This is a genomic window from Roseomonas mucosa ATCC BAA-692 (genome assembly GCF_000622225.1).
GTDB classification, from domain to species: Bacteria; Pseudomonadota; Alphaproteobacteria; order Acetobacterales; family Acetobacteraceae; genus Roseomonas; species Roseomonas mucosa.
The window spans coordinates 1-14,471 of sequence record NZ_JHWD01000043.1; the positions used below are offsets into that span (position 1 = coordinate 1).

The 14,471-nt window shown below is 62.8% G+C and carries 16 protein-coding genes, 2 pseudogenes and 1 other annotated feature; of the genes and pseudogenes, 11 read left to right on the plus strand and 7 right to left on the minus strand.

Annotation, left to right across the window (positions count from 1 at the left end; genetic code table 11):
* Positions 1 to 222: pseudogene (locus BT98_RS25140) on the minus strand (IS21 family transposase); the annotation flags it as partial.
* Positions 223 to 679: 457 nt separating this feature from the next.
* Complete coding sequence (locus BT98_RS0119255; protein WP_244310915.1) at positions 680 to 1,663, minus strand: replication protein RepA; 984 nt, start codon at positions 1,661 to 1,663, stop codon at positions 680 to 682.
* Between the two features lie 622 nt (positions 1,664 to 2,285).
* On the opposite strand from BT98_RS0119255, the gene BT98_RS0119260 reads away from it, so the two are divergent.
* Genes BT98_RS0119260 through BT98_RS27375 form a run of 5 tightly spaced genes read left to right on the plus strand, consistent with a single transcriptional unit; the run spans position 2,286 to position 6,139 of the window.
* Positions 2,286 to 2,660: a type II toxin-antitoxin system RelE/ParE family toxin gene (locus BT98_RS0119260; RefSeq protein ID WP_027297421.1), complete on the plus strand. Its 375-nt coding sequence runs from the start codon at positions 2,286 to 2,288 to the stop codon at positions 2,658 to 2,660.
* Positions 2,653 to 2,970: a helix-turn-helix domain-containing protein gene (locus BT98_RS0119265; protein WP_027297422.1), complete on the plus strand. Its 318-nt coding sequence runs from the start codon at positions 2,653 to 2,655 to the stop codon at positions 2,968 to 2,970. Before BT98_RS0119260 ends, BT98_RS0119265 begins: the two co-directional genes overlap by 8 nt.
* Before the next feature lie 52 nt (positions 2,971 to 3,022).
* A complete protein-coding gene (locus tag BT98_RS26805) occupies positions 3,023 to 4,324 on the plus strand; it encodes a DNA methyltransferase (protein WP_075821296.1) in 1,302 nt (433 codons plus the stop codon).
* A gap of 2 nt (positions 4,325 to 4,326) precedes the next feature.
* Entirely contained in the window at positions 4,327 to 5,463 is a 1,137-nt protein-coding gene (locus BT98_RS26810; protein WP_075821295.1) for a DUF262 domain-containing protein, read from the plus strand.
* Positions 5,450 to 6,139, plus strand: coding sequence for an MAE_28990/MAE_18760 family HEPN-like nuclease (locus BT98_RS27375; RefSeq protein WP_139323240.1), 690 nt, complete (start codon positions 5,450 to 5,452; stop codon positions 6,137 to 6,139). The genes BT98_RS26810 and BT98_RS27375 overlap by 14 nt, the downstream gene beginning before the upstream one ends.
* A 38-nt stretch (positions 6,140 to 6,177) precedes the next feature.
* Here BT98_RS27375 and BT98_RS26815 read toward each other — a convergent pair whose 3' ends face one another.
* Entirely contained in the window at positions 6,178 to 6,630 is a 453-nt protein-coding gene (locus BT98_RS26815; RefSeq protein ID WP_075821294.1) for a tyrosine-type recombinase/integrase, read from the minus strand.
* A 28-nt stretch (positions 6,631 to 6,658) separates the two neighbouring features.
* Here BT98_RS26815 and BT98_RS28625 point away from each other — a divergent pair, with 28 nt between their 5' ends.
* Positions 6,659 to 6,958, plus strand: a complete 300-nt coding sequence (locus BT98_RS28625) for a transposase (protein WP_051544350.1) — start codon at positions 6,659 to 6,661, stop codon at positions 6,956 to 6,958.
* Positions 6,959 to 6,994: 36 nt separating this feature from the next.
* Here BT98_RS28625 and BT98_RS27380 read toward each other — a convergent pair whose 3' ends face one another.
* Together BT98_RS27380 and BT98_RS25155 are read right to left on the minus strand one after the other, a co-directional pair.
* Positions 6,995 to 7,108 carry a transposase domain-containing protein gene (locus tag BT98_RS27380; RefSeq protein ID WP_027297425.1) on the minus strand — a complete coding sequence of 38 codons (114 nt, stop codon included), beginning with the start codon at positions 7,106 to 7,108 and terminating at the stop codon, positions 6,995 to 6,997.
* Between the two features lie 71 nt (positions 7,109 to 7,179).
* A pseudogene (locus BT98_RS25155) lies at positions 7,180 to 7,647 on the minus strand (IS3 family transposase); the annotation flags it as partial.
* Positions 7,648 to 7,701: 54 nt separating this feature from the next.
* Between BT98_RS25155 and BT98_RS0119300 the strand changes: the two are divergent.
* Positions 7,702 to 8,930 (plus strand): IS3 family transposase gene (locus tag BT98_RS0119300; RefSeq protein WP_115359400.1). Its coding sequence is split into 2 segments (ribosomal slippage): positions 7,702 to 7,990 and positions 7,990 to 8,930, totalling 1,230 coding nucleotides; the frame shifts between segments, so codons are not numbered across the junction.
* Positions 7,983 to 8,099: a sequence feature (AL1L pseudoknot), on the plus strand. Its footprint overlaps the gene before it by 117 nt.
* Here the strand turns inward: BT98_RS0119300 and BT98_RS26820 are convergent.
* Entirely contained in the window at positions 8,894 to 9,376 is a 483-nt protein-coding gene (locus BT98_RS26820) for an IS3 family transposase (protein ID WP_081798674.1), read from the minus strand. The genes BT98_RS0119300 and BT98_RS26820 overlap by 37 nt on opposite strands.
* On the minus strand, positions 9,373 to 9,717 hold the full coding sequence (locus BT98_RS0119305; RefSeq protein ID WP_027297427.1) for a transposase: 345 nt from the start codon (positions 9,715 to 9,717) through the stop codon (positions 9,373 to 9,375). The genes BT98_RS26820 and BT98_RS0119305 overlap by 4 nt, the downstream gene beginning before the upstream one ends.
* Positions 9,718 to 10,370: 653 nt before the next feature.
* Here BT98_RS0119305 and BT98_RS25160 point away from each other — a divergent pair.
* The 4 genes from BT98_RS25160 (at position 10,371) to BT98_RS0119330 (ending at position 14,162) form a co-directional block, all read left to right on the plus strand.
* Positions 10,371 to 10,793, plus strand: coding sequence for a PadR family transcriptional regulator (locus BT98_RS25160; RefSeq protein ID WP_027297429.1), 423 nt, complete (start codon positions 10,371 to 10,373; stop codon positions 10,791 to 10,793).
* A gap of 55 nt (positions 10,794 to 10,848) precedes the next feature.
* Positions 10,849 to 12,303, plus strand: a complete 1,455-nt coding sequence (locus tag BT98_RS0119320; RefSeq protein ID WP_027297430.1) for an NAD(P)-binding domain-containing protein — start codon at positions 10,849 to 10,851, stop codon at positions 12,301 to 12,303.
* Positions 12,304 to 12,365: 62 nt separating this feature from the next.
* Complete coding sequence (locus tag BT98_RS0119325; protein WP_244881542.1) at positions 12,366 to 13,541, plus strand: MFS transporter; 1,176 nt, start codon at positions 12,366 to 12,368, stop codon at positions 13,539 to 13,541.
* A gap of 51 nt (positions 13,542 to 13,592) precedes the next feature.
* Positions 13,593 to 14,162, plus strand: a complete 570-nt coding sequence (locus tag BT98_RS0119330; protein ID WP_139323238.1) for a hypothetical protein — start codon at positions 13,593 to 13,595, stop codon at positions 14,160 to 14,162.
* Positions 14,163 to 14,471 lie beyond the last annotated feature (309 nt).

Below are 14,471 nucleotides of genomic sequence, written 5' to 3' on the forward strand. Positions count from 1 at the left end.
CGCCTCGTTCGCCTCCAGCAGGCGCTCCAGCTCGGCCTGCCACGGCCCCAGCTTGGGCTGCGGCTGCCGCGCCCGGCTGTAGCGGAATTCCGTCTCCCCGGACCGCAGAACCTTCCGGACCACCTTTCGCGAAATCCCGAGCTCACGACAGATCGCCTTGATCGACTTGCCCTGCACCCGGTGCAGGCGCCGGATCTTTGCCACTGTCTCCACGACCAGCATCCCAGCACTGGCTCCCGATCATCCCGGAAACCACTGTGAACCCCGCCGTCAGTGGGGTCCCGTTTGGACGCCGATCACCCCTCCAACAGGGTTCCTATTCCATGCCGATCCACACGCATCATACTATCGAACTGGGTGGCGGCACCCGGAGGCACGGTGAACATCCTGGGGCTTGATCTTGGAAAGCGGGCATTAAGCAGCCAGGCGCTCGGTGAGATCGTTGAGATGGCCCTGGCGGCCCTGGAGAGGGAGCGCGTCAAGAAGGGCAGGGGGGCATGAGCGGAAAGCGCCCGGTCGTCCGGCCCCAGCTGGACCTGTTTGTCCCGTTCCTGGACCGTGGTGCATGGATCGGCGGCGGGAAGGGGCTGCGGTAGGATTGGCCGCCCCAGCGTCAGGAGGGGTCCCGAGCTGCCCGGTTTTTCTTGGACTTTTGCGGGGTCCAGGAAAACGGTGCTGCTTATCCTTGGGCTCTTGCGGGAGATCCGCCAGAGACGAGGCGAGGCGCCACCGGCGGGCGGGACTGGCGCAACACGAGGCCCTCGGGTGCCACTTCGATGCTTGCGTGTGGGTAGACCGCAGTCGCGATCTTCAGGCTGTCCACGAAGCGCTCTTTCCAGTGATCGATGCGCTTGTAGGAGGCCCCGAACTGCCCGAACAGTGCCCGCCAGGACACCGAGACCGGCCTCCCGGGCGGAAGAACGTGGAGCCGGTATGCGAGCCAGCAGTAGATGTCGAGAGCTTGCGAGTTATTTGAGATCGCCCGTATCGCCGACTCTTCTAGGGGCACCGGGTGCTTCCTGAGTTGCTCGAAAAAGGTCTCCGAGAGGCGCGCTGTTTCGACAAACAGGGAACCCTGGCCCTCGGCCGACGGTTCCTGCACGAACATCGCAGTGTCTACAATGTTCTGGTTGACCAGCCCAGCCCGGTCGCCTGCGATGATGTGGAAGGTCATCCGGCACCTAGAGAGGCGCTCGGCCTGTTCCCGGACGTCCTTGAAGCTCTTGCCGCCGATCGGGATCCCGAGGCGCCCGAGCCACATGTGTAGGCTTCTCCCGAGTTCGATGTCGCGGGAATTGGTCCGGAGCGCCTCGCTCTGTAGAAACAGCAAGATGAGGCGGGCTCGCGAGCCGTAAGGTGCGCCGACCCATTCTATGCCTCCACCGGGGATGTTGCGACGCCCTGGCTCGACGATGAGCGCGACCCGGTCGGTCTCGATCTTCCAGGCCGCATCGTCAGCGAGCTTCTTGTGGGGTAGGGCGGCTTGGCACCAACCGCTGTAGAGGAAGCCGATCCCGGCGTCCTCGTCGGCCATGTACTGGATGGCGGCCTCGATGGCGCGGCGGTCTCCGTCGGTTGGAGCCATTTTCAATGCCCCTTGCCGCCCGTGCTCCTCAATGAGTCGATGGACTGTCCCCATCGCCTCGTCCTCCACAGATGCCATCCCAAATCTCGCTGAAGAACGTGCTCGATCTGGGGTGGCGTGTCCACCTGGACTTCTGCGGGACGAGCTATTTGAAGATTATTAGAAACTCTATTAGTTATGCCCCGCAGGAACCCAGTAGATAACTTCATAAGTCATTGATTTCTACACGAGGGTATCCCGCATGAATCCTGGGGATACCCGCAAAAGCCCAGGTTTGCCCTGTGGACGAGGCTCCGCCATGTCTCCGAGAGACCGACGACTCGGGTCCCGCAAGAGTCCAGGGCCACTGGACTGCCCCGCAGGAGTCCAGGACAGCCCCTCCTTGGACTTTCCCGGGAGAAGTGGAGAGCGCTCAGGTAAGGTCATGATGACTTGGAGGGCGCGATGGGAGATCCACGTCAGCGGGGCTGGACGGAGGAGTTCAAGCGGGAGGCGGTCAGCGCAGCGGTTGCACATCGGCCCTCTGGCAGACGGCCGGGCAGGCCTTGAGCCCGCCCGACACCGGGTTCAGCCGCCATTATGGCACAGCCTGGCCCCGTCTGGCGGCCCAAGGGTAGGGGGGACGCCCGCCTTGCATTTTATAGCACTAAGTGCTATAGTAATTTTTGGATGACCTCGCGGCGGCTGTTGGTGAGGGCAGGTGAGGATATTCAAGAACAAGCCGTTTGCGCGGTTCGCCAGGAAGGCGCGGTTGAGCGACGCGGCGTTGCGCGAGGCGGTCGGCAGGGCAGGGCGGGGACTGATCGACGCCGATCTGGGCGGCGGGGTCATCAAGCAGCGCATTGCCCGCGAGGGAGCAGGGAAGTCGGGCGGGTTCCGCACGATCATCCTCTTCCGGGTTGGGGAGCGGTCCTTCTTCGTGCATGGCTTCGCCAAGAACGAGCAGGACAACATCCGCGATGACGAGCTGGCCGCTTTCAAGCTGCTGGCGGCGCAGTTGCTGGCTTATGACGATGCGGCGCTCGCGACAGCGATCGGCGCCGGCGTGCTGACGGAGGTAACGGAGGATGAGTAAGCAGTATCGCAGCAGGGCCATGGCCTCGATCCACGAGACCGCCGAGGGCCTCCACAATGCCGGGCTCATGGACAAGCAGACCATGCGCCAGTTCGACGACGCCTGCCTGACGCCCGTGCGCCCGCTCACACCTGAAGAAATCCGTGCTCTCCGTGAACGGGAAGGGGCCAGCCAAGCCGTGTTCGCGCGCTATCTCAACGTCACGACGGGCCTCGTCAGCCAGTGGGAGCGCGGCGAGAAGCGCCCGCAAGGCCCGTCCCTTAAGCTTCTCTCGCTCGTCGCCAAGAACGGGCTGACAACGGTCGCATGATGGAGAGCAAGGCAGACTTGACCCCTGCGTACCTCCTACAGACTGCGCAGACATGATGTTCGACAGTCTCGCAATCCCGTCTCCCAAGCGAAATCGGCGCCTACAAGTTGGATGGGAGGGGTTTTTTCCCTACTACGCCGGTTATCCGGAGGCTTTTGCTTCCGACATAATCAGCTCTGCACGCCTAGCGCCACGTGCTGTTGTCCTGGATCCGTGGAACGGAAGCGGGACAACAATTTATGCAGCTCGGAATCACGGTCACCTTGGGATTGGTCTCGATCTCAATCCGGTTATGATTGCTGTTGCGCGAGCAAGGCTTCTACCTCCAAGCGAAGCAGACAGCCTTGAGCCACTTGGTCAGAAGCTAATTGATCATTGCGATGTTCCAGTGACTCTTCCGGCGGATGATCCTCTGCTGAGTTGGTTCGATCACGAGACGGCGCGCCATGTCCGTGCAATCGAGCAGGCGATTTCAAGCAGCCTCGTGGGTCGGTTCACAATATCGGAACGGGGCGCTGATCTTGATCGTCTATCAAGCATCGCTTCAGCCTTCTACGTCGCACTATTTGCTGTGGCACGAAGTGCGTCCGTCACCTTCCGATCTTCCAATCCGACATGGTGGCGTAGGGCGAAATCTGCCGAGGAGCTCGTTCATGTCCGCGATGACGAGCTGCGGAGCACCTTTTTATCCCAGATTAGAGGCATGGCAGAAGCGCTTTCAAAGTGTGCAGACGATCATCCTCTGAAATGCACCTTCGCAGAAGCTCGACTAGCAGATAGCACTTCGTTTTTCGCGGGGGAGGCGACAGTAGATTTTGTGCTCACTTCACCACCTTACTGCACTCGGATAGACTACGCAGTGGCCACTCAGATTGAATTGGCTGTATTGAATGGCCTTATTCGGTCGGATGTGCATGCCCTTGGCCGGCGGATGATTGGTTCAACTCGCGTCCCATCGCAACCTATCGAATACGATAACCAGTGGGGCACCACCTGCCGCGACTTCTTAGAAAAAGTTAGACTTCACCCGTCCAAGTCATCTGCAGGATATTACTTAAAGACGCATCTCGACTACTTCGATAAAATGAGCCGGTCTATCTCCAGGATTTCCAGTGTTCTTAAGGACGGTGCAGCAGCGATTTTTGTAGTACAGGATTCGCACTACAAAGACATTCACAATAATCTTCCTGCCGTTCTGGTAGAGATGGCAGCCAGTCGGAACCTGCAGTTAATGCGACGAGAAGATTTTACAGTGCATCGAACTATGGCGGCGATTCATCCGCATGCTACAGGTCGCACAAACAGGCTCGGAACAGTTGAGTCCGTCCTCTGTTTTCAACGTGGAGATCGTTAGCGATGTCAGGCTCAAGCGCGCGCCTTATCGAGGAGGTCGCGGGAACGCTAAAACGCGCCAGCACTCAGGCACTTGATCTTTCTTTCAATGAACTTCTCGACATGGCCGAGGCAGGCGAGCTCAACATCACCCCGGACTATCAGAGGCTCTTTAGGTGGACCGAAGGACAGCGTTCGCGTCTCATAGAGTCGCTGATTCTAGAAATGCCTGTGCCGCCGATCTTTGTAATCGAGGAGGAGGAAGGCCGCTATCAGCTGATCGACGGACTGCAACGGATTTCATCCTACTTGCATTTACGAGGCGCGTTGGACGCCCCTCATCTCGATCGTCCTGTTCAAAAGGGCGACAAGCTGAAACTTGTAGATTGTGACATCGTGCACGCGCTGAACGATCTCACCTTTGACGATCTGCCAACCTCCATGCAGATCAGGTTGAAGCGCGCATTCATTCGAGTGGAGGTTGTTCGCAGGGGCGCTGATCCGCATTTCAAATATCACATGTTCAAGCGGCTTAACACAGGCGGAGAAGGCCTGTCGGAGCAGCAGATTCGTAATTGCACAATTCGCATGCTCAGTACTGAGTTTCCCGATTTCATCATCAATATGAGCGGGGTTGATGATTTTCAGGTCTGCACAAGCGCCTTGACGGAGGCGCGGCTTCTTTCAGGGATCGATCAGGAACTGGTCTTAAGATTTTTCGCGCTCAAGAATCGGCTGGATAAATTCAAACACGAAGTATCTGATTTTCTGACAGAGTATATGGAGGACGTCGCCGATCCAAGCCGCGCACACAGTTTTGACTTTGCTGGAGAGGAAGCCAACTTTCGCAAGACCTTTGCGGTTTTGAAGGCCTCTCTAGGCGACAAGTCCTTTGCATTCAGGAATAAGAGTGGAACCGATCTGGCGTCGGGCTTCAGTGTGTACCATTTCGAGGCAATTACAGTTGCTCTTCAGAGCGTCATCGACAAACTTGACCCGACAGACCACGTCGTAATGGCCGCCATTGCTGACTGCCTTAAAAGCATTAAGCTTGACAGCGAATTTGTCAGACAAACAACTGGCGGTGGGAAAAACTCGCCTGGCCCGCTGAATGATCGGATCAATTTTGTAAGGCAACGGCTCATCCATGCGTTCCCCTGAGTCTGTTTTTGAGGACCTGGAAGCTGACCGAGCCAGTCGCGAGGCTGAAATGCGTCTGATAGACCGCTTAATCCAGGCGGCAGCATCCGCAAATGAGCAGGCGATGCTTAAACGCTCGCTCATTCTGCTAATGTACGCGCATCTTGAAGGATTTTGTAAATTTTCTCTTCTCTCCTATACATCGGCGCTCAATGCTTTAGGGTTGACCTGTGCCGAGGCTAGCTATCCAGTTGCAGCTGCCACTCTGCATAAGGTTTTTGCCGCGTTAAGGGACCCGAATAGCAAACACGAAACTTTTCGCAATCGCATGCCGGACGACACACAATTGCACCTATCAGCTCGCGAGCAGATGTTTGTTGAGTCTTATGAGAGAATTACGGCGCATAAAGTGGATATTCCGGATCAGGTAGTTGACACAAAATCCAACTTGTCGCCGGATGTTCTTAAAAAATTGCTTTTTCAACTCGGACTAGATTGCCTTTCTATCGAAGTCCACCGTTCGAATATCAGCAAGTTATTGGGTATTAGGAACGCGATTTCGCATGGCGACAGATTGTTGATCCCAAGCGATCAGGCGTTATCTGACTATCTCGCGACGACTTTAGCCATCATGGCTTTCATGCAAGGTGAGATATACAGCGCCCTAAGTGGACGAAAGTACCTGAAATCTGCTTGAGGTCTCCTTATGGTGAATAGTACGAGAATCGAGACGCATCACAGTCTGATCCGCTCTACCTCGTCCTGCGTCAGCCGCTCCTTGGTGCGGTTGTAGAGCTTGGTGGTGCGCGGGCTCTCATGCGCTGCCATTTCCTGCGCATGCTCAAGAGCACCGCCGTTCGCGAGATAGGCGGTGATGCTGGTCGCGCGGAAGGTGTGGTTGCCGATCGGCGCTGTGATGCCGGCGGCGACAGCACGGCGGCGCAACATGCGCCACGCGTCAGCCTGGGCCAGCGGCTGATTGGTGAGCTCGGTTGCCTTGTGGCCTGGCGCTGTGCGGAACAGCCAGCCCCTGCGGTCGTCAGCGATCCCGGCAGTCTGGATATAGGCATGCAGCGCCTCGGCGGTATCCGTCGGCTGAACCCCATGGTTGAGGGTCCTGGCTGAGCCTCCGAGGTTTGCTCTCCTGGTGAGGGGGCGTTCGGTGGACGGAGACAAGGTGGAGAGCACGGCTCCGAGCACTCATACGAGTGATCGTATGAGTGCTCGGAGCGAGTTCGTAGAGGTGGTGACGCGCGGTGAGCGGCGTCGGCGCTGGAGCGCGGAGCAGAAATTGCGGATCGTCGCGGAGGCGATGCAGCCCGGCGTGGTTGCCAAGGAGGTCGCGCAGCGTGAGGGGATCGGGACGGGCCTGCTCTACACCTGGCGCCGGGATCTCCTCGCGGGGATCGCACCCGGACCGGCTACACCGCGACTGCCTCCAGCGGCGGCGGAGAGGTCTCCTGCCGCGCTGCCGGTTGTTGAGGCTCAAAGGGCGTTGACGACGCCTATACCGTAAGCGAGGCCTACAGACCCATGCTGGCTGTATTTGAGATCAACTGCCGTTTTTGGCGGCCCAGCACCACGGCATGAGTTCGTCGATGCGGCTGTTGGGCCAGCCATTGACGAGGCGGGTCAGCAGGTCGGTGAAGTAGTCGGCCTTGAACAACCAGCAACTCGTTGAACTGAGACAGGAAAGCTCGGGCTTCGGGGTGATCCTCCACGACTTCTGTGGACGGGTTACGCTACGTTTGCTGCCTGCCGTTCTGCCTGGTCTGGCGTGCGGTAGTCCAGGGCCGAATGAAGGCGCTGTCGGTTGTAGAAGCCCTCGACGTAGGAGAACAGGTCGCGCTTGGCCTCATCCCTGGTGGCATAGGCCCGGTGATGCACCAGCTCGGTTTTCAGCGTATGGAAGAAGCTCTCCATTGGCGCGTTGTCCAGCGGGTTGGCCCGCCGGCTCATCGACGGGATGATGGCTGCTTTGGTCAGCGCCGCCTGGTAGTCACCGCAGGCATATTGGACGCCGCGGTCGGAATGTTGGATCAGGCCGGCACTGGGACGCTGGCGCTGGATGGCCATCAGCAGCGCCGAGGTCGCCAGCTCGGCCCTAAGATGGTCGCGCATGGACCAGCCCACGATCTTACGGGTGTGCAGGTCCATGATGGCGGCCATGTACAGCCAACCTTCAGCTGTCGGAATGTAGGTCAGGTGAACCGCCCCGGGATTGTCGGAGGCCCCAACTCCTGAGAGGAAGGGTCTACTATGAGCAAGACGACGAACAAGTTTGCACCGGAGGTTCGTGAACGGGCGGTCCGCATGGTGCTGGATCACGAAGGCGACCATCCGTCCCGCTGGGCCGCAATCACATCCATTGCTGAGAAGTTCGGCTGTTCGGGGCACACGCTGCTGGAGTGGGTGAAGAAGGCCGAGGTGAACAGCGGCAAACGAGCTGGTGTGCCCACCGATGTGGCTGACAAGCTCAAGGCGCTGGAGCGCGAGAACCGCGAGCTGCGCCAGGCCAACGAGATCCTGCGCAAGGCATCTGCGTATTTTGCCCAGGCGGAGCTCGACCGCCCGTTCAAGCGATGATCGCGTTCATCGACGAGTATCGCGGTGACTATGGGGTCGAGCCGATCTGCCGGGTTCTGCCGATCGCCCCATCCACCTACCATGAGCACCTGGCGCAGCGGCGCGATCCCTCGCGCTTATCGTCGCGTGCCCAGCGTGATCGGGCCCTGAAGCCAGAGGTGATGCGGGTTTTTACCGAGAACTTCGGCGTCTACGGCGTGCGCAAGGTTTGGCGACAGATGCGGCGCGAAGGCTTCGACATAGCCCGATGTACGGTGGAGCGGCTGATGCGCGAGCTGGGCTTGCAGGGCGTGATCCGCGGCAAGCCGGTGCGCACGACGATGAGCGACAAGGCCGCGCCTTGCCCGCTCGACCAGGTGAACCGGCAGTTCCACGCCCCGGCGCCGAACATGCTGTGGGTGTCGGACTTCACCTATGTCGCGACTTGGTCAGGGTTCGTCTACGTGGCCTTCGTGATCGACGTCTACGCCCGCTATATCGTGGGCTGGCGGGTAAGCAGGACGGCGCATGCCAGCTTCGTGCTGGATGCCCTGGAGCAGGCGATCCATGATCGGCGTCCTGTCCGTCGTGGTGGCCTGATCCATCACAGCGACCGCGGCAGCCAGTATGTCTCGATCAAATATACCGAGCGCCTTGCCGAAGCCGGGATCGAGCCATCGGTGGGCAGTGTAGGCGACAGCTACGACAACGCTTTGGCAGAGACGATCAACGGCCTTTACAAGGCCGAGGCGATCCACCGGCGTGGTCCGTGGCGATCCTTTGAGGCCGTCGAATACGCCACGCTGGAATGGGTGGACTGGTTCAACAACCGCCGGCTTCTCGCGCCCATCGGCAATATACCACCTGCCGAAGCCGAAGAACGCTACTACGCCATGCTGGACGGCACTCCCATGGCCGCATAATTTAAGCCCAATGGCCTCCGGCAATCCCGGGGCGGTTCAAGGTCTGCCAGCCAGACTTGGTTCGGCCTGCTGGTGGTGGAGAACTTGCGTTCCAGCAGATTGGGAGCGACCGGGAAGGCGTGGCGGCTGTCGGTGGTTTGCACGCGGCGGTGCGGGGCGACAAGGCCGCGCACGCCATGCCGCCGCATCAGGCGCTCGATCCGTCCACGTCCAACCTGTCGCCCCTGCGCCCGCAAGGTGGCATACACACGGGGACTGCCGTAACGGCCACCGCTGTTGGCATGGGCCTGGCGGATGTCGGCCAGCAGGGCACAATCCTCGACGGCGCGCTTGCTATCCGGCCGCGACCGCCAAGCGTAGTAGCCGGCGGTCGAGATCCCCAGCACACGGCACAACGGCTGGACCGCCCAGACATCGCGGCAGTCCTCGACCACACGAAACTTCATCTCAGTGGTCCCGCGAAGATCGAAATGGACTTTTTTAAAATGTCTCGCTCCATGCGGAGCCGGTCGCACTCGCGCCGCAGCCGCGCGATCTCGGCAGCCTGGTCGGCCGTCGGGACCGGCAAGGGCTTGAGGGAGGTGGCAGCTGCAGGCCGCGGCACCTCGGTCTTGCCACCGCCGGCGCTATACTGGCGCACCCACCGGCACAGCAGCGTCGGGTGCAGGCCGACCTCGCCCGCCACCGCCGTCGGCGTGCGCCCGCCACCGACCACCATATCCACGACCTGGCGCTTGTAGTCCTCCGTATAGGAACGTGGCTTGGCCCTCGTCGCCTGCTGATCCATTGAACACCTCCAGCTCAAAGCTTGCCTCTGGGTGTCCACGGAAACCAAGGAGGATCACCCTCGATGGACTTCATGGCTGACGCGAAGGAGACGACCTTGACCACTTGACTGCACCCGCCTCCGGCTCACCGTCGCAGCGCAAGCCGCGCGGCGGCCGGGATGGCGCCGACGCGGCCCGGCCCGACCGGCCTGCTGCTGTGCGCCCGGGATTACCAGATGCCCGCCCTTCCCGCGCCGAGAAATTCGGTGAGTCAGCCGGGACGTCGCGGCCCCCTGCCCTGCCCTGCCCCGCCGCCGAATCCTTGCCGGGATCGAGTCCTTGCCTGCGAGCCCCGCCGCCAGAGCCCGAGGCGCCCCGCGGCATCGAGGTGCTCCCGCAGGGCGTGCCGCATGACGGCCGCGCAGGCGGTGCCGTCGACCCAGTCGGGCAACGGGCGCCACCCCACGACCCGGCGCTGCATCAGGCTGATGCCGACGCCGCCGGTGCCGCCGGAGAGCCGGAGTGGGCCGAGGGCGCGGGCCAGCGGCATCTGCCAGATTTCCAGGGCGGCCGGGCTTAGCGTCTGGGACCTTGTGGGCGTGGGTTGAGACATGCCCCGAGCCGCTCCTTCATTGTTGTTGACGCATCGCCCATCGATGCATAGCCTTCCTCCATGTCACAGCAGCCCATCCTTCGTGCCGTGCCTCGTCCCCCGCCGGACTTCACGGACCGAGGCTACTGGGCCGGGACCATCAAGATGGCGCTCAGTCGCTTCTTCGTCCTGCAGGTGCTGCACGACGGCCCGGCTCATGGCTACGACATCGCGCGCGCGGTGGAGCGGACCACGAACGGCTGCTGCTCGCCCTCTGAGGGCGCCCTGTATCCGACGCTCCGGGAGTTCGAGCAGGGCGGCTACCTGACATCGGAAGCCGAGGTCGTCTCCGGCCGTGAGCGCAAGGTCTACACCCTGACCGACAAGGGGCGGGAGGCATTCCGCGTTGGTTTAGGGGCCTGGATGGACGCCACCACCGCCCTGACCGAGACCGGCCGTGCCGCCAAGGCTCGCGGCAGGGCCAAGGGTGCATGCCAATGCTGACCATCAGCTTGCCTCTATACATCGCCCACCGAGGCATAAGGAAGGAAACCGTCAGATGAGCTCCTGTTGCTCTGCCAAGCCTGCCCCTCAGAGCAGGGGCCCTGAGGGCTTCCCCAGCCCCGCAACGCTGCCCATCGCCATCATCGGCGGCGGCCCGGTTGGCTTGGCCGCCGCAGCGCACCTGCTGGAGCGCGGCCTGGAGCCGCTGGTGTTCGAGGTTGGTCCCTCGGTCGGCACGGCGCCGCTGGGATGGGGTCACGTTCACACGTTTTCCCCGTGGCGTTACAACGTGGACCGGGCGTGCCGCACGCTCCTGGAGCGGCATGGATGGACGGCGCCCGATGCCGAGGCGTTCCCCACCGGCCGTGACCTCGTCGAGGACTACCTGGCACCTCTCGCTGCCCTGCCGGAGATGGCTGGCCGCCTCCGTCTGAACACCCGGGTGACCGGAGTTGCCCGACAGCGCGCTGGCAAGGTTCGCGACGCCGGTCGTGAGCGGCAGCCCTTCGAGGTCAGGTTCCAGGCTGAGGGCATGGAGGACCGCCTCCTGGTCCAGTCCGTCATCGTAGCCACCGGCACTTGGGGACATCCCAACCCGGCGGGCGCCTCCGGCCTGCCCGCCATCGGCGAGCATCGGGCCGCCGACCGCATCCGCTATGGCATGCCCGACGTCCTCGGCGCCGACCGCGGTCGCTACGCCGGGCGACGCGTCCTTGTCGTCGGCTCGGGCCACTCGGCCGTCGGCACCCTGCTCGACCTCGCCAGCTTGGCTGAGCAGGCGCCGGGCACCACCGTCCTGTGGGCGGTCCGCAGCGCGGACCTGACGCGGGCTTACGGCGGCGGCGCGGCCGACCAGCTGCCGGAGCGCGGCGCCCTGGGTCAGCAGCTGCACCACCTCGTCGAAAGCGGCACCGTAGAGCTGCTCGCGCCCTTTTCGGTGGACGAGGTCGGCCAGGCTGCCGACGGTTCCCTGCAGGTCATGAGCCTCGAGGGGGAGACGGCGGAAGCCGACGAGATGGTGGTCGCCACCGGCTTGCGGCCCGACCTCGGCATTCTCGGTGAGGTCCGCCTCGACCTGGACCCGGCGCTGGAATGCCCGCGCGTGCTGGCCCCGCTCATCGACCCCAACCTGCACTCCTGCGGCACCGTTCGGCCTCACGGTGCCCACGAACTCCAGCAGCCCGATACGGGACTTTTCCTTGCCGGGATGGCCAGCTACGGCCGTGCGCCCACCTTCCTGCTGGCCACCGGCTACGAGCAGGTGCGCTCCATTGCCGCCTTCCTCGTGGGTGACATGGAGGCCGCACGTCGGGTGGAGCTGGACCTGCCGCAGACCGGCGTGTGCAGCAGCAGCCGCGTGGTGGCAGCGCTCGATGCCGAAGCCGCATGCTGCACGCCGACGACAATCCAGGGGGCGGGCTGCCCGCTCAAGCCTGAATTGGCTGAGGACACGCCGTGCTGCGGGACCGCTGACCAGAAGGTGCCCCTCTCGGCCGAACCTGCCGAATGAGCCAGGCCGCCCTCCCGGCCGACGCAGGCTCTACAGGTCCAGCCACTAGCCGCTCCAGGCTGGTGGTCGTCTCCACCATCGGCGTCGCCCAGATCCTCGCCTGGGGTTCCTCCTACTACCTGCTGGCCGTGCTGGCGGGGCCCGTGCTGGCGGACACCGGCTGGCCGCTGACCTGGCTCATGGGCGCCTTGTCCATCGGCATGCTGGTGTCTGGCCTGGTGTCGCCGCGCATCGGCTTCCTGATCGAGCAGCGCGGCGGCAGGCCCGTTCTGGCGGCCAGCGCCGTCCTCTTCTCCGCTGGCCTGCTGCTGCTCGGGCTGGCACCCAGCCTGCCGGTGTTTGTGCTGGCCTGGATCGTCCTCGGCCTGGCCATGGGCGCCGGGCTCTATGACCCGGCCTTCTCGACGCTGGGGCGGCTGTATGGCGACCATGCCCGCCCGGCCATCACCCACGTCACCCTGTTCGGCGGCTTCGCCAGCACCGTCTGCTGGCCACTCAGCGCCTTGCTGGTCGACCACCTGGGCTGGCGCGGCGCCTGCCTGACCTACGCCGCCATCCATCTTACGGTGGTGCTACCGCTCTACCTCTTCGGGGTGCCGCGCGAGGCGTCCAAGCCCGCCGCAGCACCCACGGCCGCCAAGGCTGTTTCGGTGCCGGGCCCTGTGCGGGCGGGCCAGCGCTATGCCCTCGTCATGCTGGCGGCGAGCTTTACCCTGGCCGCGGTCATCATGACCGTCATCTCGGTCCACCTGCTGACCCTGCTCCAGTCGCAGGGGCTGGCTCTCACCGCCGCCGTTGCTCTGGGCACGCTCATCGGCCCGGCCCAGGTTGGCGCCCGCGTGCTGGAGATGCTCTTCGGCAGGAAGGCGCATCCGATCTGGAGCCTGATCGCCTCGGCCGTTCTAGTGGCCGTCGGCCTGGGCATGTTGGTGGGCGCGCCCGGCATCGTGGCAACGGGCATTGTAATGTACGGCATGGGCAGCGGCATCCGCTCCATCGCCCGCGGGACGGTGCCCTTGGCGCTTTTCGGCAGGGAGGGCTACGCCGTGCTGATGGGCCGCATCGCGATGCCGACTCTAATCGCTCAGGCAGCCTCGCCCTTCCTGGGCGCTTGGCTGCTGGACAGCTTCGGGACGCAGGCGACGCTGGCTGCGCTCTGCGGTGCCGCCGTGCTCAACATCCTGTTGGTGCTTGCACTGCTGCCAGCCGTGCTCAGGAGGGCGGGTGCGGGACCCTGACACCATGCACCGAGGCTTGAGCGCTATCTCAGGCACTGTTACTCGGGACCAATGCTTGTCGATGTTCGCGCGCGTCACGCGCTGGCTTGGGACGCCTCACTGAAGCCGATTGGGGAAGGCAGCCTCGGCAAGGAGCCGTTTGAAGCGTGGTGGGCGAGGAATCACCACCGATTGACGAACCTGCACCCGCTCGTCGCGGAGCAGTGGGTGTACAAGTGCTGGAGGCATTCTCCGTTCTGCCATCTGCCGCTTGAGTGCCTGTCGTGCCGCGTCGAGCGATGGACCGTGGAACGCATCTTGAGGGATGTCGCTTGGGGAATGCCGGACAGTGACGAGGATCCCGAGTTCAACTTTCGCGTATTCCACGGCAAGGAGTTCGAGCCGGGTCGGACGATGGACGCGACCGGAACCTGGAACATCCCGCCCGTCATCCTTGAAGCGCCGGACGGCCTCCTGACGGACACGGGTGAGCACCCCGAAACCCGTTACTGGTTGATCGAGGGGCACCAGAGACGCCGCTACCTTCACGCTCTCGCATTCCATCAGGTAGGCGGGGGTCAACCCGGTTTCCTGCACGAGGTATTCCTGCTTTCCATCCGCGACGCCCGGTCGGCTTCGTAGAGGCCAGCTACGGAGGTCGAAGGCAAACCGATTGCATAGAGGCAGACTCCCGGCACGCCGTCCTAAACGACTGGACTTAGCCGGAAGCGGCCGGTCCGCTTTCAGGCACGGCATGCCGGAAGCAGCCCTCACGTGCAGCGGCCTTAGCCCAGGGCGAGCTTCGCCACTAAACCGAGAGCCGCGGTGATGCCGAGCGTTCTCATCAGGCCGAGCTTGAAGCCAAACAGGCAGGCCGCGGCGGCGGCGGCAAGCGCCAAGGCAAGGATGTCCAGGCTGTCCGGAACCGGGATGTCCAGGGCCGCCGGTCCG